Raw genomic sequence first — 19,680 nt, forward strand, 5'->3', positions numbered from 1 at the left:
CATCTCATCGCTCCCCTTCGGGTGAGCGAGAGGCTTCTGCTGCTTAAGCTAAAAATGAACTACAAGCTAGCCGCCTTCGGCTGAGCTAGCTGTTTCTGACGCTTCACTTGAGCAACTTGCTTGAAACTTCCGCACCAAGTAGAGGTTGACTCATCTACGTCTGTAGAGGCACGTTCCATACCTCTTGCCCTTACGGGTTCGGCAGTTGCTTCACTTGGGGAAACCCCAAGACCGCACTGCCTCACATAGTTGAGCATTACCATTGCTGCCGCTACATCTCTATCGCATTGGTAGCCGCACTTTTCGCAATGATGTGTTCTTTCTGCTAGCGTTTTTTTCTTTTGATGACCACAATTAGGGCAAGTCTGAGATGGCTTAACCTTGGTTGTCGGTACTTCTATATAGAAACCTCCAGCCTCGGTAACTTTGTACTTAATCAAGTCTTTGAGATTGCCAATTCCAACGTCAAGTAACGAACGATTAAGTCCTGACTTTTGACGTTTTCTCTTACCTTTAGACTTGCGAGTCATCCCTTTAAGATTTAACTTCTCAGTCGCTACCAAGCTATAACAGCTAACTATTTGTGTAGAGACCTTGTGTTGCCAGTCAAGTCTATGACGTGCAACTTTAGATTGTATTTTAGCTACTGCTTTATTCGCTTTTCTCCAGCGTCGTGAAGGTTTAACACCTCTTTTTGGTGGTCTTTTTCTACGACTGGTTTTAACTATTTGATTAATTTTGGTTTGAGCGGCTTTAACAAATCTGGGATTCTCAATTACATTGCCATTAGAATCTGCAATAGCATGGTAAGTACCAAAATCTAAACCAATAGCACCTGTATTAGTTTGAGGACGGAAAGGAACACAGTCAACAGTGATTGAAGCATACCATTTCCCTTGCTTAAACATGATTGTGCAAGTTTTAGGCTTACCCCAATCTCTAGCTTGACCGCGCATTTTAACGTTACCTAGATTAGATACTTTTAGATAACCGTTTTTTCCATTTGTGCAAGCTTTCCATCCTGCTGAACAAGGATAAGTCCATCCTTTATAATGACGACTGGGTTTAAATTTGGGATACCCAGACTTGAGTTTAAAAAATCGCTGAAACGCAAAATCTACGCGCTTAACAGTATCTTGCAATGCATGGCTACCAAGCTCTTTGTACTCTTCCCAACACTCTTTAAACTCTGGTAAACAGTTTTGTTGATCAAAATAATCGACAGATTTGCCAAACTTCTTGTAAGAGGTTTTGCGATGCTCAACACAAGCATTATATAAATCCTTATGAAGTCGTCGCCAGTAATGCATTTTATCAGATTGTACCTTTGATGGGTAAAGCCTAAAGGTAATTCGCTTGGTAGCCATAACATATCGACCTGTTTGTTATACTGCGATTATCTCATGCGATTGTAGGCTGTCAATATGACTGCTAGAAAAGGTTCTCATAGTGTTTTTAGTGTGCGGTTACACTTCGTGTTTGTCACTCACTACAGACGAAAAGCTTTAAACGCAGTAATGCTCGACCGATTAAAAGAAATGGTCGAGCAAGTATCGAATAAGATGGACTGTCAATTAATTGAGTTTAATGGTGAATCAGACCATGTACATATCTTGTTGGACTTCCACCCTAAAAACTCGATTGCCGCAGTGGTGGGAAGCTTAAAAAGCTCAACTGCAAGAATGTTAAAAAAAGAATTCCCCGAAGAAGTGAAAAAGTATTATTGGGGTGATGTTTCGTTCTGGTCAAATTCTTATTATGTTTCCTCTTGTGGCGGTGCGCCAATAGAAGTTTTAAAGAAATATATCCAAAATCAAGCTCGACCTTGAAGCGCTATCCTTCCCTACCCCGCCTATGACTAACGTCACGCTAGTCCCTAAGAGGGACGCTACGCAAACGCTATCGGCTGAGGGTAGGGACTGTCGCGCAATACGTTCAAAAATCTAAAATTCAAAATCCATGTCTCAACTCCAACGCATAAGCTTAGTACCCTCCCAACTTCAACAAGAGCAAATTTTGCTCACGCCTCAACAGCAACATTATCTGGGGCGTGTTTTGCGTTTACGAGAAGGCGATCACTTTATTGCAATGGATGGTAAAGGTAAATGGTGGCTGGCGCAGTTACAAGGAGAAAAAGCACAAATTTTAGAATCACTCACGGTGGAAACTGAGTTACCCGTATCCATAACACTGATGGTAGCTTTGCCCAAAGGAAATGGATTTGATGATGTGGTAAGGGTTTGTACTGAGTTGGGGGTTGCTGTTATTGCACCTGTGGTGAGCGATCGCACTTTACTTCATCCTAGTCCTCAAAAACTCGAACGCTGGTTACGCATTGCGCAAGAAGCCGCAGAGCAATCAGAACGCGCCTTTGTGCCTACGATATTAGAACCTGTTTCTTTTATCACTGCTCTTGCCACAGGAACTACAAGTCATCGTTACATTTGTGAGGCTCGTGGCAATTATGCTCATTTAAGAGAAGTAATCAATCAAGTTTCTACCACATCTGAGATGATCATTGCCACCGGACCAGAGGGAGGATGGACTCAAAAAGAAGTGGAGTGCGCTATTGACGCTGGATTTCAACCTGTTTCCCTTGGACGTCGTATCTTGCGAGCAGTCACAGCCCCTATTGTTGCTTTATCTATTGTGGCAGCACAGTTAGAATCAGTGTCACTCAATTGAACACCTGAAAACCAAACTTTTTTGACTACTTTATATAATATGCCAGGAACCAGACTTGAACTGGTGACACGAGGATTTTCAGTCCTCTGCTCTACCAACTGAGCTATCCCGGCGTGGAATCGTTTATTTCCCACGATTACTTAATGTAGCAAAGTCAGATTAATTTTGCAAGTCTTTGCCGAAAAAAAATTTACGCAGCTTTGATTCTCAACTTAACCCAGCTAAAAACTGCCAAAAAGACCACAAACTGAACAAGAACGATACTAGGACCAGAAGCAAGGTTAAAAAGACCCGATACGATTATGCCAGCAATACTGCTTACGGAACCGACAAGCACAGACAGCAACAGGAAAATGTTAAAGTGATGACTCATCAGTTTGGCACAAGAGGCGGGAATCACCAAAAAAGCGTTGACTAATAAAACGCCAACAGCTTTAATTGCCACAGCCACAGCTAATGACAGCAATACAACAAATCCATAACGGTATAACTGAACTGGAATACCCTGCACCTTTGCCACAGCAGGGTTAAGCGTTAACAAAATTTGCTGCCTAAGGGTTGATAATAAGAATAGACTACTTGCAACAAGCACAAGCAGAGTCAAAACCAAATCTGTCAAGTCAATAGCGAGAATATCGCCAAATAGCACACTCATGAGATTACCGCGATATCCTTGAATTAGGCTACTGAGAATCACGCCGACTGCTAACGCGCCTGACAGAACAATACTCAAAACGCTGTCACTCGCTAAATCGGTTTTCTCCATAAAGTAGAGAACAACTAACCCAAAAATAAGTGTGAATGGTAGCAGCATCCAGGTGGGATTTAACTGTAGTATGACACCTAGTGCCACACCTACCAAAGCCGCATGACCAACAGCATGACTAAAAAAAGACAACTGACGTAAGGTGACGAAACTGCCTAGTAAACCGCCAAGTATTCCCATCAAAACAGCACCTGCAATCGCACGTTGCATGAAGGGAAACTGTAGCAATGTCACCAAATCATTGACATTGGCGATCGTAAACTCAGCTATTTGGCAATTATTCAAAAAAATCATATGTTATTTTTTAGGTAAAAATCTAAAAATAGTTTGAGTATATAAGATTTCTTTTTTACTAAGAAATAACTATCAAGTCTTTACATTATTAATAATATGTCAGCCAGAGATACTTTTGCCTATAATGTCACCAATTCTCATTCTCAAAAAGAAACTAGTGAGTATAATTCAGTACCAAATCAACTAGAGAGTGATCATGTGCAATCTGTATCACATGAGGTTCTCAATAGCGATAAAGCTCAACGCATGGCAGAATTTTTTAGCTTTTTAGGCGATGCGAATCGCCTGCGAATTCTCTCTCTTTTGGCTAAAAAAGAACTTTGTGTGAGTGATTTAGCAGCAGTCCTAAATATGAGTGAATCTGCTGTTTCCCACCAACTGAGAAACTTACGGGCGATGCGTTTGGTTACTTATCGCAAGCAAGGTCGTAATGTTTTTTACCAACTACATGACAGTCATGTTCTGCATCTTTATCAAGCTGTTGCTGAACATTTAGATGAACAGGAGTGAAAGACAACCGCACTAAACTTTTAACCAATTCATCAAGTTTCAGACACTCAAGCGCACCTGCGTTATAATGCCTTGACGCATTTTGTGCTGTCGCTTCAACCAAGAATGCCGGATTGTTTTACGAAGTAATATGAAATCCGGATATATACTTACTGTATAGTTCTGTTGCAATCATCGGGTGATACCAAAACGAATTTCAATTCTCCCACATCACGAATTGGATGAGTTAGAAACACGCTACCGTATTAGTATTTTTCGGAAATGTCTAATGATGACGTGTACTAAGTGCATAAGTTGATGAGAGTAAGCACTTACTAACAAGCAGTATATATATTGTATCTTGCGTTCTCATTAATGTATCAAATAAGTCATATTATTTCAGCCTAACCCTTCCCTCCCGTAAACGTTACACTCTCAATAAAATACCTGTTAAAAAATGCATAAATTGCCAAAGCCGGTAAAGTAAACACCATAGAAGCCGCCATAATATAATTCCAATAGCTAATAAATTGACCTTTAAAAGTATTCAATCCCAAAGGAAGAGTAAACATTTCTGGATCAAACACAATAACTAAAGGTAGCAAGAAATTATTCCAACTCGCCATAAATACAAAAACTGCCTGTGCTGCAAGTGCTGGTTTTGCTAGAGGTAAAACAATATGCCGAAAAATTCCCCAAGTATTCAATCCATCCAATTGAGCCGCTTCTTCTAATTCCTTAGGAAAATTCACGAAAAACTGTCGCATCATAAAAATAAAGGTTGCATTCACCATGCTGGGAACAATCATCCCTTGATAAGAATTCAACCAACCTAAGGCTTTCAAAATCAAAAATGTGGGAATGAGAGTTATCTGAGCAGGAACTGCTAATACTGCCAAAATAAGAAAAAACCAGAAGCGTCTACCTCGAAAACGCAATCTTGCCAAAGCATAACCTGCCATTGAGTTGAACAACAAGTTTAATCCAGTGACACTGATAGCTATAACTACGCTATTGAATAACCAGCGAAGAAACAACGGTTCTTGGAAAAAAATTTGCTTGTAGTTGTCGAGAGTAAAGTTTTTAGGTACAAAATTAGGTGTACCGCTAACAATTTCAGAAAGCGGCTTAAAGGATGCTGATAATGCCCAAAGGAAGGGAATAAGGGTGACAACTGCATACAGCGTTAGCAGAATGTATAGCAGTGCTTTCCAAGTTGAGAAGAAACGTATTAAGTTAGTCGGTACAAATAAAGTGTACTCGTTAAGGCTGTCATTAGTCATTAGTCATTAGTCATTGGTAAGGGTTTCAGGTGTTTTTACAAATCTTTATATAGCTCGATTTATTTGCACCTTATTTGCACCTGTCTACTTATCATTTGATTCAGTGTATTCAACGACATCAATATACTCTAAAGTTTTTTGTTAATGAGTTCTCTTACCCAAGCTCGGAAAGCTTTCATACTCTTGTTTCTACCCACAATTTTGCACTGTTGGAGATATTCAGGGATAACTTGATGAAGTGGAAAGTGAGGGAAGATTGGGCTATATGTAGACTCAATATATTTACCGTTTTGCAAAACATTAATTTCTAATTTGCCTTTTTCAAAACGCCACAACTCAGGTACTGCTAATGCTTCATAGATACTAGAATGAGTGCGGGAAGTCACATCAATCTCTAACGCTAAGTCTGGAGGTGGATCTACTGTTAAGTCTAGTCTGTCTTTGCCTCTAACGACTACTTCATTTTGGATATAAAAACAGTTATCAGGTTCGATACCTTTGTTCATTAATTGATTTTTAAAAGTTGTAGAACCTAAAGGCAAAAATTCAATATCTAGTTCTTCAAGGAGTACTTTGACTAAATCGCTAAGAATTTCTTTATTACGCTCATGTTCAGGAAGTGGTGTCATAATTTCGAGCAATCCATTCTCATAGGCTATTCTGGCGGCACGATGTTCCCCCAACTCTTCTAGAATGGCTTCAAATTCTTGCCAACTCACTTCTTTTAACAATATTCTTTGTCCTGGTGGTACTTCTAATTGCTTCAGTTCTAATAACATTTTTGACTCCATTGGTTAATAAAAAATAGCTTAGAACTCTGATGATATAAGCATTTTTATCTCCTGAGTACTAAGTACTGACGAATGACTGCTCGCACTAGAAAGTTTATCTTAGATTTTTTCCCCTCCAAAAAACTGCCGCTGAATCAAAGTGACAACAACAATGACTGCTGCAAGCAAAAAGGCGATCGCCGCTGCATACCCCATCTGCAAGTTACGAAAAACAGCCTGATATATCAGTAAAACTACAGTCAAGGTAGCATTATTTGGTCCACCAGTACCGTTAGAAAAAATGTAGGACTGATCAAACAGTTGAAACGTACCAATCACTCCCATCGTTACCACAAAGAAAGTCACTGGTTTGAGTATAGGAATCGTGATATGAATAAACTGCTGCCAGTCATTTGCTCCATCTAGTGATGCAGCCTCATAAAGTGAACGAGGAATGTCCTGCAATGCTGCTAGGTAAATCACCATGTAAAACGGTGCTGTTGACCAAATATTCATGAGCATAATACCTTTGAGTGCAACTGCTGGATCTCCTAACCAGTTGTAAGTAGGTAGTCCAATAAAAGCCAGAAAATCATTGAGTAGCCCATTCGTGTTGTAAATCCACATAAAAATCAGCGTCAAGACAGCTGAGGAGGTGACTGTCGGTAAAAAGTAAAGGACACGCCACCAGTTTTTCCCGCGAATACCAGAATTCAGCGTCACAGCTAGAATTAAAGCCAAGACAGTTTGGCTTGGGACAACAATTGCAACGTATTCGACTGTATTTTTTAAAGCAATCCAAACGCGTTCATCTTCAATCAGTCGTGTGAAGTTACGCAAGCCTACAAATTGATACTCAATACTGCCAAGAAGTTGAACTTTGTGCAGAGAAAGAAAAACAGCCCAGAGAATGGGTAGAACGACAAACGTGCCCAACACCAGAATAGTGGGCATCATAAACATGTATCCAGCAAAGTCCTCTATTAGATTCGACTTGACGTTTCTTTTTTTCCTTATGATTTCAAACACAAATATACCTCCGAACTCACCCTGTACTATCTTGGCTATAGCGATAGGTGATGCATGATTATTTATGGTAACTCTTTTAATGAATGCATTGATCCCTATTTTGTAGAGAGAGCGTTAAAGCTAGTAAATTTCAAATTCTTTGGTCTACCTATTTTGTTACGACTCGTTTAGAATTGCTTGATGCTTGAAAAGTTTGATGAACAGTTTGAACAGCTTTACCTATATCTAAATAGGCATAGCTCTGATATTTCTTTGATTATGTTAATAATCAGAAATCTCTTGCAAAAATGCTTGAAATGTCATGTTGAGCAAGCGGAAACATCTCTTGAGATTCTTTGCTAAACTAACCTTGTGTCAATCAATTGCTATTGCTTTAATCAATTCATTCGCTTCATCTTGTGCGCGTTGCATAGCCTGTTGTAGCGATTGTTGTCCGAGCAAAGCGCTGACAAACTGGTTGTCAAAATTGTTCGTAATTGCTGCTGGATACTCACCCACTTGCCAAGGCACAGCATAATCTACCCCTGCCACAAGTGCAGTTCGTAGGGAATCTTGATCATAACCCAATTTTTGAGCGATAGATTTACGAGAGGGCAAAGCAAAGCCTGTTTTCGTCCACTTTGTCATACCTTCTTTACCCGTGAGATAAGAAATAAGTTCCCAAGCTTCGGCTTTGTGTTGGGTTTGCTTGTTCATCACGTAAGCAACAGTGAAGAACATTGTGCCTTTATTGTTATTAATTTTAGGTAATTCTGCGGTTGCAAATTCTAGTTTGGGAAAGGTTTCAGTCAGGTAGGGAATTGCCCAGTTCCCCTCAATGACCATTGCAACCTTAGCCTGACCAAACATTTCACTACCTGAGTTTGTGCCAACATCGGATTTTTGAGCTGAGGAGTGGTCTTTTTGATACTGGTCTACCGCTAATTGTAATCCTCGCAATCCGGCATCACTGGCAAATACTGCATAACCATTTTGATCTACAAGTTGCCCACCAAAAGCTTTGATTTTGTAAGCCTGACGCGCTAACTCTGGAATTTCTCCAAAACCATATTGGTCAATTCTGCCATCTCGATTACGGTCTAGTGTTAATTTATTTGAGTAAGCGCGTAGTTCCTCCCAAGTTGTTGGTGGAGTGCTTAACCCTGCAGCAGCAAAAGCTTTTTTGTTGTAAAACAGAGCAAGTGTAGAATAATCTTTGGGAAGACCATAAATATGATTATTGTACTTGAAGCTCTCAAGTAGGGTTTCTTCAAAGTCAACTAGCTCAAATTCAGGAGTAATATAGGCATCAAGTGGTTCTAAAACATTCTGGCTCATGAAGAAAGGAGCCTCAAGAGCATCTAAATAAAAGACATCAGGAGCCGCTTCACCAACGAGCCGGGTTTTCATGACATCCATATATTGGTCGTTGATGACTTCATGCCTGATTTTAATATTAGGATGCTTTGCTTCAAAGTCTTGTAGTAGCTCTTTGAGGAGTTTTTGCTCTGCTGGACTTGCTGTCCAACCACCAAGTTTGATGGTGACTGGGGTTGGTGCAGAAGAGGCGCTAGGAAAAGGTAGATTTTGACAACCAATCACCGAGAGGGTGATGCTCCCAAACAGAAATGTCCAAAGGGTAATGGCGCAGAGCGATCGCCCCAAGGAGACGAACGCCTGCAACAGTCCTAAAAATTTCAACACGTTAGTTTGCTTCACGGCTACATCAGAAATTCTGCCATTTTACATATTGCCTGTGTGATTCAAGATTGATTTTTTCTTAATCTAAATTTTTTCTAAATTTTTGTTGAGAAATGCAAGTTAGAATAGCGAAGAATGACGAAAAAAATTTACAGTGCTGCTTTACCCATCTGTGAAAACAGGTATGAAATCTATCTCGCTAGAAACCGCTGCGCCTCTAGCTCCTAAAATACCCCAGATTGCAATTTCGGAACCGAGTGTTGTTTCTACCTCGACACCGAACCCCGCAATTTCAAAGAAGAATGCCATTCGTATCAGCCTCAGAGCCTCCACTATAGATGCTCTGTTTGCGGCAATCTTCTCAATGACAACCACTAACATTTTACTCAGTAATTTTTTGGTGGAATTAAATGCCAGTCCAGTGGTTGTTGGAATGCTGTCTTCGATCCCAATGCTGGTGAATCTCATTCAGCCCTTGGGTGCTTATCTATCTGAATGCACAACCAGTCGCTTTCGATACTCGCTGTTGACAAACGCGAGTGCTCGACTACTTTGGTTATTTCTAGTCATTGGCATCGCTGCTTTAAGCTTTGGATATATAAATTCTCAGCAATTAATAATTCTAACACTTGTGATTGTCTTGTTCAGTCATATGTTAGCAGGATTAGGAACTGCATCGTGGCTAAGTTGGATGGCACTTCTAGTTCCTCGACAGCTACGGGGAAGATTTTTTGGATTGCGTAACAGTGCTGCTAGTCTCACTAATTTGATTTATGTGCCTTTAGCGGGTATGGCTATCTCAAAATGGCCGGGTGGAACTTTACAAGGTTACGGAGTGCTTCTGCTATTCGGAATTGTGTCGGGACTGATGAGTTTTGGTTGTCAATACTTTCAAGTAGACGTGAATCCACGGACTCAGCACACTTCTGCCCTCAGTTCTTTTGTGAAAAATACCATTTCCAAAGAGACTGATAATTCTTGTAATACTACTGATATACAGCCAGAAACTACAGAAAATCACATTCAGTCTGCAGCTGATTCAAGTGCCATAAAAGGTATATTAAAGAACTCTAATTTTTTAATATTTCTGCTCTATTTCAGTTTGAGGATGCTTGCCTGTAACTTGAGTGCTCCTTATTTCAACTTCTACATGTTAGAGACTATGCATCTGGATGTCAGTTTGGTGACAGTCTACGGCAGTCTTCAGGCAGGGGCAAACTTGCTAATGCTGATTGTCTGGGGCAAGTTATCAGACAAAGTAGGTAATCGTCCAATCTTGATATTAGTTGGGATTTTACTTGCACTCATACCTTTATTTTGGCTGGGGATTGATGTTAGTTTCCTTAGCATTTGGCTGTGGTTACCGCTCCTACACATGCTAATTGGAGCAACTTGGTCAGCAGTTGATTTATGCAGTAATAACATACAGCTAAGCATTGCGCCTGTCAAACAACAATCCATTTATTTTGCAACGGCTGCTGCCGTTGGTGGGATTAGTGGTGCTTTAGGTACAACTATCGGTGGTTTGATTGCACAAAATCCCTTATTAGGAAGTATCCCAGGAGTATTTGCTGTATCTTTTGTGTTCCGACTTGGCTCAATTATTCCCCTTCTCTTTGTTCAAGAACCGCGAGGAAACTCTTTTACTCAAATGATACAAACTCTCTGGATATTTCGTAAAAAGGTAGTTCAGAATTAGACATGGTATCGTGCAACCACTCACCTTTGTATCATTGATGATCAAAAATACATAGCGCTTTATATAGTGCTTTTCAACTCACTTAAATAAACGTGAGTTCGACGGATAGGAAAGTGCAAAAAGCCTGCTATATATGAATTTACTCAGCTGGGCAACAGCAGGCGATAAGCCTCCGGCTTATCGCCTCAAACACCTCCACTTTGTGACCAAAAAGTCAAGAACCTCAAGCTTAAACTTTCAAGCTGGAATAAGCTAAATCTGATGGATGTAGAGATTTCCAAAAGTCGAGAATTTGTTCTCCTACAGGTTGAGGCTGAAAGAAGTGGAAAAAGTGCCGTCCTTGAGGAGATTCCCATAGGCGATCGCCCTCCTTCAAATACGGTAACCATCCTTGCAAGACATCGGGTTCAACAATAACGTCATCTTTACTACCACATACCATTAAGGGAACTGGGACTGGACTTGGAGGCAAACTGAGTTGTTTGAGCAACGAATGAGGCGATAGCGAGCAGTCTAAGTCTTGCTCTAGGATTTTTGTAAGACGTTTAATTGTACATTCATTTTGATAGCCAAAAAGATTATACACAAAAGTCGTAAGAGTTTTCTGGCGATTTAACAAAAATGGATAATGACTATAATAATGAGCTTGCCAGTCAACGGCTGCATCAACACCCACAGCTAACAGAATCAGAGACTTGACTTTTTCTGGATATCGACGTGCATAGAAAAGTCCTAGTAATCCTCCCGTGCTGTGACCAAGAATATGAATAGGTTTGGTGATAGATTTGAGATAATCATGCAGTAGTTCAACGGCAACATCTAGGGAACTTGGTTCATCCTCAGTTTGGCAATATTCCCATATGGCAATTATCGCTTCTTGTGACAGGTAACGTAGCAGCGGTTGAGCAAAACATTGCAAACTAGAGCTTGTATTTAACCAAAGGACATCTGGCTGTTTAGACATAAAATGTACCTGCAAGTTATTAGAGTTGTGAAATTTTCGTTAACAGTGTTAATCGCTAATAGCTATTGAGTCAGAGCAAAAAAAAGCAATTAGCTCTTAACTATTAGCCATTAGCGATGATTTCAGCTAGACACCAAACTCTTTTTTCAGTTGAGCCACCCACGCTTTAATACGCTTACCAGTCAAATCAGATTGGTTATCTTCATCGATAGCCAAACCAACAAATTTCCCATCTCGTAATGCTTTTGAGTCACTAAAATCGTAGCCATCTGTAGACCAATATCCGACTGTAGTTCCGCCACGTTCGGTAATTTTTTCTTCCAAAATGCCTATTGCATCCTGAAAGTTATCAGCATATCCAACTTGATCACCTGTTCCAAAATAGGCTACTTTTTTACCCGTGAAATCAATATTATCTAGCTCTTCATTAAAGTAGCCATCCCAATCGCTTTGTAATTCACCAACATCCCAGGTAGGGCAGCCAATAATGATATATTGATAGTCCGCAAAATCACTATTTTCTGCATCTATGATATTGTGCAAAGTCACTACACTTGCCCCACCAAACTCTTTCTGAATATCCTCTGCTATGGACTCAGTTTTACCTGTTGTTGAGCCAAAAAATAGACCGATTTTTGACATTTTATCCTCCTAAAGTTACATGAAATTCTGATTTTTCTTGACGTAGAGTTCTACATCTGGAGAACTTACGCAAAACTTACCCGGTTTCTACCAAAAATTGTCTGTTTTGCAACTAAATACGAACTCACCAAACCGGGTTTTGGCAGATAGTGCGTAAGTTTAAATCTCTAGGCAATTCAATCATTTAACAGTTAACACTGAACAGTTAACAGTTGTCAGTTACTTGTGATAACTGTTTTGATAGTTTTTTGCTATTAACGAAATCAGGAATGACTGCTGTTATTTGCTACTTTTCTTAAGAAAACTGGCGTTATTGCAGCACTATGAAATGGCAATTCATGCAATTGTCATTTTACACCTACTTTTTTTTGAGAATTTTATTCAACTATTCTAGGAAAAAGCTTACACTAAAATCTAACTTAATGAAAGATAATTTCATTAAAACTTTGCAGTTATAGGGAGTGACGACTTAGCCAAGACGGGGAATTTTCTGCTTTGCGCGTTTTGGGGTGTAATTCTGTGGAGAGACGTTGCATCCAACGCAATACGGTTCGGATAGCCGGGACACAAACCCGGTTTCTAAAACAATACCTTCGCCAAAATTAGAGGGTTAGGGCTAGACAAAAAAGCTAAATTCCTCAGACGGTAAGGGTTTCAGGCTTTTGAATTTGGGTTGAAACCCATAGCCCGAAACCCGCATTCTGCAGGCGTTCCAAAAAATTGGCGCAGGTATTGTAAAAGAAACCGGGTTTTTAAGCACGCCAACTACCCTTAACCGAACTGTATTGGTATCCAACGTCTCTACATGAGTGAAATTTCCAAAAACAATTAACAGCAACGGTATCGTCGTACAGCTGACTACTGCACGCGACAGAACTTACGCTGGTTATCATGTTGTGGATCTTGCCAAGAATAAGCAAAATGACTGACTCCTCTGATTTGCGGTGCAAGTTGGCGGAGTGCTTGCATTTGCACTTCTAATGAAGGACGATTGCTTATTGATTCTCCCCACTTACCAGCTAAAGCTGGAATCACTTGGGTACCAGGTTTTGCGACGTTCAGAACCCGCTGCACCTGTGCTGCAATACAATCAGCACTAGCGCAATTTGCATAAGACATCGGATGCCATTCTATTGTGTTTGGGAACTTATCCCAAGGTTGTAAGCGGGAATCGTATCCTTGACCTACCATTTGGTTACCATCAGGGAAAAATACCGCCCCCACTGGAATATTTCGTTGTTGTGCTGGATAAGCAGCGAGGGCTAAAAAATCTATAATGCCTTGCATTGCGTGAGCAACTGCTAACTGCCACAATTCAAATTGTAGTTGTGGTTGCCTTTGAGCTGGAGGAAGGATTGACTTTTGCTCTTGGGGTGGAGTGCGACCTTGCCACAAAGGTTCTCCTTCTAAAGGATAGAGTTTATCAACCTCATTGACATCTCCAGCTGTGATGTATCCCTTACCCAAAAAGCGTCTAATTAATTCTAATCCTTTGGAATTCAGTGCTCGTCGGAATATAGCTTGTTGGGTTGCTTCACTATACAGCCATAAATCTGTGACTTTCGTGGCGATCGAATCACTACCAGCTTGTCGTGGATAGCGTACGTAGTCGAAGAGTACCCCATCTGGGCGACGGCGCAGCATCTCCTGTAACATTTGATAGTAATCTCTTTTGGCTTGCAGGTTGTAGGGATCGATAAAGACCTGAGAACCATTGTCTACAACATAAAGGCTAGTTTGACCCTTACCATTGCGAGCGATCGCCCTTTCTCTATCTGAACGCTGGGCGTAAGTATAACCAAAATTTGTGGTGAACATCCAGGCGTAGACTTTCAGACCACGTTCCCGCCCTTTTTGAATTGCAGTGGCGAGCAAATCTGTCTTTTCTGTTCCCGGTGTACGAATCACAGAAGGCCAAACAGTCGGGTTAGATCCAGTGGGTAAGAGTACCTGACCATCGTAAAAAACTTCCAAATAAACTTGGTTATAACCTCGGTTGACAATCCTATCCATAAGTTGGTCAACTACACCAGGCTGAACATCACAAGGATACAAACGCAACCAAATTGCTTGTAACCCAGGCCAAGTACGATTACGGCATTCCTGCAATATTTGTGCATGTTGTTGCAACAACTGCTGGTAGCGACTTTGTGCCTTTTGATCGCCTTTGAGTGCTGACAAACGTAAGTTTTCTTTTTCTTGCGCCTGAGCGGTTGATAACTGGCAATACTCAGGAAGTTGGGCTTTTGCTGGCTGATTCTTCAAAAATGGAATTAGCAAACTACTGCTAAAAATAGCAGCAACAAACAGGCGTTGCCAAAAGAATATTTTTGCAACATTCAAAGGACAGTTGGACATACGTACAAGTAGAAAGACAAAACAGCAATCAATCCTAACTTAGGTTACGTAGGATAATGTGTATTAAATTTCATGATTTATAAGTAGAGGGTTTTGAAGCCCACACAGTATTGACTCCCAAACCCCTGTTTCTGTTGCCACATTTTGTTATTCAGTTTTAATCACAAGCAGTTTTCATACAACGTTTTAATGTACAGATTGTTTGTTATGTTGCCATAAACAATCTTGTGGATACCACAAGCCCCTATAGTACCAAATTTCAAAGTATGCCTGTAGCACGCACAGCGATCAAAAATCAAAATCCAATTTATATAATTTTTTTGACTAAATGATGTGACTAAATAAGTAGTCAGAAGTCAGCAGGAGCCAGTGCGGTGGACGGGTCCCCCGGCATAAAGCACCTGGCGTTCAGGAGCCAGGAGTTAGAATCAAGAAGGTGCCCGTGGCGGATGACTTGGGTGTAAGCCCCATCATGACGGCATGCATGGAAGAATAGAGGAGCAAAGCATCTGTGCTGAAAGCCCCAAATTCATTCGTAAAGTGATTATGAATTCTTCTTCATGAAATCATCACGAGTCTAGAGTGAAAGTTCAGCACTCAAAACTTTGAAATCTGGACTCATAACTCTAGACTCTACGTGGAGGTTATGTTTAAGCACCACGCATTAATGCGACTTCTACCCGATCAAACTCCTGCTCTAAGCGCTCTTTGAGTTTTTGTGGTACAGGACGATTTGGATAAGAACTATAGTGTCCAGCTAGAGAGTTAAGAGCGGTTCGCATGGTTGTAAAGGAAGCCAAACCAGAGACAGATCCATCCCGCTGGTAGCGAGCTGCAAAATCATTGATTTTCTTACGCGCTTCTGCTTCAAGTGATACTCTGTCTGGAGAATCTTGTGGTAACTCTATAGCAGTCCTTAATGTATTAACGACAGCTAGAGTATCTTGGCGATAATCTCCTGTTAAACCACCTGGACTACTGTTACAGCCCATCAAACCAAGAACAACAACTAAAACCAGGGCAAGCAGACGTGACCAATAGTGCTTCATAAACTTTAAGTGAAACAATACCTAAATCAACGTCCATCGTATCCTGGATTGGTATCATGGGGATCAGCTCATCGGAGGACACTCCAAACATGAGCATATGCAGGATATGAGCCACTGACAATCAAAATTTTGATCGCTCCGCCGGACGCAGTCCCGGATTGAATTTTGAGAGAAGTTGGAGCGGAGGTTTCCTCCGATCCAATCTTCGGTGATTTTGAATTTTGAATTAATTTGTCCCTCTCATCGGACTGTTTGATACAAAGTATCTCGTTGTTGGTAAGGACGTCCTAGCTTGGTAATCGCAGCTTGCAAGGTTTCAACTTCCATATTTGTACCACCTTGAGCACCTGCCATTGTCGTAATATGTTCTTCCATTAATGTACCACCAATATCGTTGCAACCCCACAACAGAGCTTCTGTTGCACCCGCTAAACCAAGTTTTACCCAACTTGGTTGATGATTAGGAATCCAGTTGCCCAAAAAAATTCGTGCGACAGCAGTTAGTAGCAGTGCATCTGCCAAAATAGGTTGCTCGTGTCTGACACGACGACGTAGAGGTAATGGTGCTTCTTTGCCAACAAAGGGTAATAAAATAAACTCTGTTATGCGAGCAGGGTAGTTTTGATCAATGGCTCTTTGTTGGAGCGATCGCAATTTTTCCAAATGTCTAATTTGTTGTTCTGGCGTCTCAATATGCCCTGATAGCATAGTGCTCGTGGTATGCAAACCTAGGCTATGAGCTGTACTCACAATTTCCAACCATGTTGCTGTATTAATTTTTTCTGGACAAAGAATGCGCCGCACTTTATCATCTAACACTTCAGCGGCTGTTCCTGGCATCGAATCAACACCAGCAGACTGCAAAGCCACAATCACATCGGCATATTTGAGTCCATCTTCTCTTGCAATGAATTGCACTTCTTGGGGAGAAAAAGCATGTAGATGTAGGTGGGGAAACTCTTGCTTAATCTTTTCCACAAGCTTGAGGTAGTAAAGCAAAGATTTTCCGTGTACCTTTGCTTGTGGATTTAAGCCTCCCTGGATACAAATTTCTGTTGCGCCCCGTTGTACCCCATCTATCGCTTTTTCTAAAATATGTGTCCAATCTAACCAGTAAGCACCAACCTCTTTTTCGTCTCGCCGGAAAGCACAAAAACTACAGTGTTGCTCGCAGATGTTGGTAAAGTTAATATTGCGGTTAATAACGTAGGTAACTGTGTCCCCAGCTTGCTGTTGACGCAGTTTATCGGCTGTCGCGTGAATAGCATCAATTGCACTTTGGTCAATTTGTTTTAATAAAATGACTCCCTCTTCAGGCAATAAATCATACCCACTCAAGGCACGAGCAAGAATAGCATCAACAGTTATAGTAACCACAGTTTATCAAAAGCAAACCACACTTCTTATTTTTACAAATTTTTTTCTATAGATAGAAGGGAACAAATAGTGATGAATTATGGGTTATAAGTTATAAGTGTAAATCATAGTTTATGAATTTCATACTTAAAACTCAAAACTCAAAACCTTGCCTTCGAGTGAACACAAGGGTCAAAACTTTATTATTGCTTACGATTTGGCTAGTGATTGGCGTCGGCTTGCGCTTCACTAACTTGACAGCTAAACCTCCTTGGACTGACGAGTTTTCGACTCTAGTGTTTAGCCTCGGCAATAGTTTTTTGCCAGTACCGTTAGATCAGCCTATTTCTGTCGATGTTTTATTACAACCACTACAACCATTACCGACAGCCGGCATACAAGACGTATGGCAACACTTATCAACCGAAAGTAATCATCCGCCGCTTTATTTTATCCTCACTCATTGGTGGATGCGGCTGTTTCCTACAGATGAGGGTTTAGTGTCGTTGTGGGGAGCGCGATCGCTCGCGGCTCTTTTCGGTGCAGCATCTATTCTGGCTGTTTATGCTTTAAGTCAGTTAGCATTTCGCTCCCGTCTTGTCAGCCATTTAGCCGCTGCAATCATGGCGACTTCACCCTACGGCATTTTTTTAGCACAAGAAGCCCGTCATTACACTTTGGCAATTTTGTGGGTGATTGCTTCTGTTGCCTGCTTAGTCATTGCCAGTCGCCACATTCAAAATCAGACTCAAATACCTATCAAGATAGCACTCTCGTGGGTAGGAATTAATGCTCTTGGTATAGCGACTCATTACTTTTTCACTCTCACCCTCTGCTGTGAAGCGTTGGTTTTGCTCTTTCTTGCTTGGCGACAGTGGACAAAGAAGACGAGGGAAAGAGGCAAAGAGGGAAGGAGAGAGGGAGGGAAGGACATTTTCTCACACTCTCTCACTCTTTCACTCCCTTACTCTCTCACTCACCCCATCAACCCCTGGTTCCGCATCTACGCTGTTGCGGTAGGTACATTTATAGCAGGTTTAGTTTGGGTGCCAGTGTTTTTACAGAATAGTTATGGCGGTAAGTTGACAGAATGGATTCAAGGTCCACGTACTGGAATGGCTTGGATTAACCCAATTTTTCAAGCGTTGGCAGCATGGATTACGATGATTTCTTTGCTACCAGTCGAAGCATCACAGTTAGCAGTTGTGATTGTTTCTGGACTATTGATGCTGATTTTTTTCATTTGGGCAGTACCAATTTTGTTACGTGGAATTAAAGTTCATTTTAAACAACCAGAAAACCGTTTGATGGTTCAAGTGTTTACTGGTTTAATTACAGGAGCTATAGCTTTATTTTTTCTTTTTACTTACTTTTTTGGTATTGATCTCACACGAGGTGCTCGTTACAACTTTGTTTATTTTCCTGCTGTGATAGTGTTACTTGGAGCAAGTCTGGCTGTTTGTTGGCGTACTCCGATTTTGGAAAAGGTGAGATGGGGAATAAATGGCAAAAAAGCTGTGATCATTATTTGGTTGATGACATTGATGAGTGCGATCACAGTTGTTTGCAATTTGGGTTATCAAAAGTACTACCGTCCAGATTTGTTTGTGCAACTTGTTGAGCAAACATCCGATGTCCCTGTACTTATTACTACAACTCAGAAAACTCATGTACAGATTGGGGAAATGATGGGGATAGCAAGGGAATATAAAATAAAAAATTCAATACAAAATTCCAAATCCACATCACCGCTATTTTTGCTTGCTCATCAGGACGAAGATCCTAAAACTTCCACCTTTGCCCTCCAAAGTACATTAAAGACACTACCACGTCCTTTTGACTTATGGTTAGTAAATTTTTATGCTCCTCAACCGGAGGAAGTCAAAAACTGTGTTGCTGAAACTCAATCTTTAAGTGCGGTAAACGGCTATGAATACAAACTGTACCATTGTGGTGATTAGTCACCGTGCTAATGGACTTTTGTTTTCTGCTGCTGAACTGATAGTTTGCTCAATTCTGTTCAACCTTGTTTGAGGACGTTTAGCACTGTCAATCCAAAAGAGGATGTTCTTTTTGGATGAGTTACTAAACGTCTCAAAATACTTATTGGCAGTTTCGTTTGCTTCCAATGCTTGCTTTAAGTCTGTCGGGATGATTAACGCTTCGATTTTATCTAACGTAGTCCATGAACCATTTTGTTTTGCAACTTCAATCTTGTTAAAACCAGCCTCAGTCATCAAATTTTGTTCGATGAGTTCTTGAATATATTGCTTATTTAATTTTGACCATACACTTTTTGGTTTTCGGGGTGTAAATATTTGCATGTAACGTTCTTTGTCTATGGATTTCACTTTACTATCAATCCAACCAAAACATAAGGCTTCTTTGACAGCTTCGCTATACTGAACGCTTGGCTTACCACTTTTAAGTTTGTAGTAGATCAACCACACACCAACACAAGTGCGATGATTTTTCTCCAACCATTCCCGCCATTTTTTGCGATCTTCGGCGTAAACGGTTTCTAGTTGCTTATCAAATTGCGACAAAACTCCGAACTTCTCTGAGTTTAGATCATCTATCATAATCCGCTCTCACATTACTTTGACAGCAAACAAA

17 protein-coding genes and 1 tRNA gene are annotated in these 19,680 nt (G+C 40.7%); 5 read left to right on the forward strand and 13 right to left on the reverse strand.

Features of this window, described 5'->3' with window-relative positions; translation table 11 throughout:
* Window positions 1–59 precede the first annotated feature (59 nt).
* Entirely contained in the window at window positions 60–1,367 is a 1,308-nt protein-coding gene (locus DP117_RS09165) for an RNA-guided endonuclease TnpB family protein (protein ID WP_169218011.1), read from the reverse strand.
* Window positions 1,368–1,424: 57 nt separating this feature from the next.
* On the opposite strand from DP117_RS09165, the gene tnpA reads away from it, so the two are divergent.
* Together tnpA and DP117_RS09175 are read left to right on the forward strand one after the other, a co-directional pair.
* Window positions 1,425–1,829: an IS200/IS605 family transposase gene (tnpA, locus tag DP117_RS09170; RefSeq protein WP_169218012.1), complete on the forward strand. Its 405-nt coding sequence runs from the start codon at window positions 1,425–1,427 to the stop codon at window positions 1,827–1,829.
* A gap of 130 nt (window positions 1,830–1,959) precedes the next feature.
* Window positions 1,960–2,685 carry a 16S rRNA (uracil(1498)-N(3))-methyltransferase gene (locus tag DP117_RS09175; RefSeq protein WP_169218013.1) on the forward strand — a complete coding sequence of 242 codons (726 nt, stop codon included), beginning with the start codon at window positions 1,960–1,962 and terminating at the stop codon, window positions 2,683–2,685.
* 40 nt (window positions 2,686–2,725) lie between these two features.
* Here DP117_RS09175 and DP117_RS09180 read toward each other — a convergent pair.
* Both DP117_RS09180 and DP117_RS09185 read right to left on the reverse strand, forming a co-directional pair.
* Window positions 2,726–2,798 (reverse strand) — tRNA-Phe (locus DP117_RS09180).
* Between the two features lie 77 nt (window positions 2,799–2,875).
* The gene (locus DP117_RS09185) at window positions 2,876–3,745 is read right to left on the reverse strand and encodes a metal ABC transporter permease (protein WP_169218014.1); all 870 of its coding nucleotides are present in this window, start codon (window positions 3,743–3,745) and stop codon (window positions 2,876–2,878) included.
* Between the two features lie 96 nt (window positions 3,746–3,841).
* On the opposite strand from DP117_RS09185, the gene DP117_RS36915 reads away from it, so the two are divergent.
* The gene (locus DP117_RS36915) at window positions 3,842–4,255 is read left to right on the forward strand and encodes a metalloregulator ArsR/SmtB family transcription factor (protein ID WP_169218015.1); all 414 of its coding nucleotides are present in this window, start codon (window positions 3,842–3,844) and stop codon (window positions 4,253–4,255) included.
* Window positions 4,256–4,638: 383 nt separating this feature from the next.
* Here DP117_RS36915 and DP117_RS09195 read toward each other — a convergent pair whose 3' ends face one another.
* From DP117_RS09195 to DP117_RS09210, 4 genes are all read right to left on the reverse strand, one after another.
* Window positions 4,639–5,517, reverse strand: a complete 879-nt coding sequence (locus DP117_RS09195; protein ID WP_169218016.1) for a carbohydrate ABC transporter permease — start codon at window positions 5,515–5,517, stop codon at window positions 4,639–4,641.
* Window positions 5,518–5,645: 128 nt separating this feature from the next.
* Window positions 5,646–6,296, reverse strand: coding sequence for a Uma2 family endonuclease (locus tag DP117_RS09200; protein WP_169218017.1), 651 nt, complete (start codon window positions 6,294–6,296; stop codon window positions 5,646–5,648).
* A gap of 111 nt (window positions 6,297–6,407) precedes the next feature.
* Entirely contained in the window at window positions 6,408–7,316 is a 909-nt protein-coding gene (locus DP117_RS09205; RefSeq protein ID WP_169218018.1) for a sugar ABC transporter permease, read from the reverse strand.
* 354 nt (window positions 7,317–7,670) lie between these two features.
* Window positions 7,671–8,909, reverse strand: coding sequence for an ABC transporter substrate-binding protein (locus DP117_RS09210; RefSeq protein ID WP_339381131.1), 1,239 nt, complete (start codon window positions 8,907–8,909; stop codon window positions 7,671–7,673).
* Between the two features lie 271 nt (window positions 8,910–9,180).
* Between DP117_RS09210 and DP117_RS09215 the strand changes: the two genes are divergently transcribed.
* Window positions 9,181–10,695 carry an MFS transporter gene (locus DP117_RS09215; RefSeq protein WP_169218019.1) on the forward strand — a complete coding sequence of 505 codons (1,515 nt, stop codon included), beginning with the start codon at window positions 9,181–9,183 and terminating at the stop codon, window positions 10,693–10,695.
* 229 nt (window positions 10,696–10,924) lie between these two features.
* On the opposite strand, the gene DP117_RS09220 is transcribed toward DP117_RS09215, so the two are convergent.
* The 5 genes from DP117_RS09220 to cofH all read right to left on the reverse strand — a co-directional run bounded on the left by DP117_RS09220 (window position 10,925) and on the right by cofH (window position 17,085).
* The gene (locus DP117_RS09220) at window positions 10,925–11,659 is read right to left on the reverse strand and encodes an alpha/beta hydrolase (RefSeq protein WP_169218020.1); all 735 of its coding nucleotides are present in this window, start codon (window positions 11,657–11,659) and stop codon (window positions 10,925–10,927) included.
* A gap of 126 nt (window positions 11,660–11,785) precedes the next feature.
* Entirely contained in the window at window positions 11,786–12,301 is a 516-nt protein-coding gene (fldA, locus tag DP117_RS09225) for a flavodoxin FldA (RefSeq protein WP_169218021.1), read from the reverse strand.
* An 858-nt stretch (window positions 12,302–13,159) separates the two neighbouring features.
* A complete protein-coding gene (locus DP117_RS09230; RefSeq protein WP_169218022.1) occupies window positions 13,160–14,659 on the reverse strand; it encodes a family 10 glycosylhydrolase in 1,500 nt (499 codons plus the stop codon).
* 650 nt (window positions 14,660–15,309) lie between these two features.
* Window positions 15,310–15,708 carry a photosystem II protein Psb27 gene (gene psb27, locus DP117_RS09235; RefSeq protein ID WP_169218023.1) on the reverse strand — a complete coding sequence of 133 codons (399 nt, stop codon included), beginning with the start codon at window positions 15,706–15,708 and terminating at the stop codon, window positions 15,310–15,312.
* A 240-nt stretch (window positions 15,709–15,948) separates the two neighbouring features.
* Window positions 15,949–17,085: a 7,8-didemethyl-8-hydroxy-5-deazariboflavin synthase subunit CofH gene (gene cofH / locus DP117_RS09240; RefSeq protein ID WP_169218024.1), complete on the reverse strand. Its 1,137-nt coding sequence runs from the start codon at window positions 17,083–17,085 to the stop codon at window positions 15,949–15,951.
* 113 nt (window positions 17,086–17,198) lie between these two features.
* On the opposite strand from cofH, the gene DP117_RS09245 reads away from it, so the two are divergent.
* Window positions 17,199–19,025: a glycosyltransferase gene (locus DP117_RS09245; RefSeq protein WP_248277596.1), complete on the forward strand. Its 1,827-nt coding sequence runs from the start codon at window positions 17,199–17,201 to the stop codon at window positions 19,023–19,025.
* Here DP117_RS09245 and DP117_RS09250 read toward each other — a convergent pair whose 3' ends face one another.
* Window positions 19,026–19,610 (reverse strand): YdeI/OmpD-associated family protein, encoded by a 585-nt coding sequence (locus DP117_RS09250; protein ID WP_169218097.1) that lies wholly within the window; start codon window positions 19,608–19,610, stop codon window positions 19,026–19,028.
* Window positions 19,611–19,680 lie beyond the last annotated feature (70 nt).

The sequence above is a fragment of the Brasilonema sp. UFV-L1 genome (assembly GCF_012912105.1).
GTDB lineage: Bacteria > Cyanobacteriota > Cyanobacteriia > Cyanobacteriales > Nostocaceae > Brasilonema.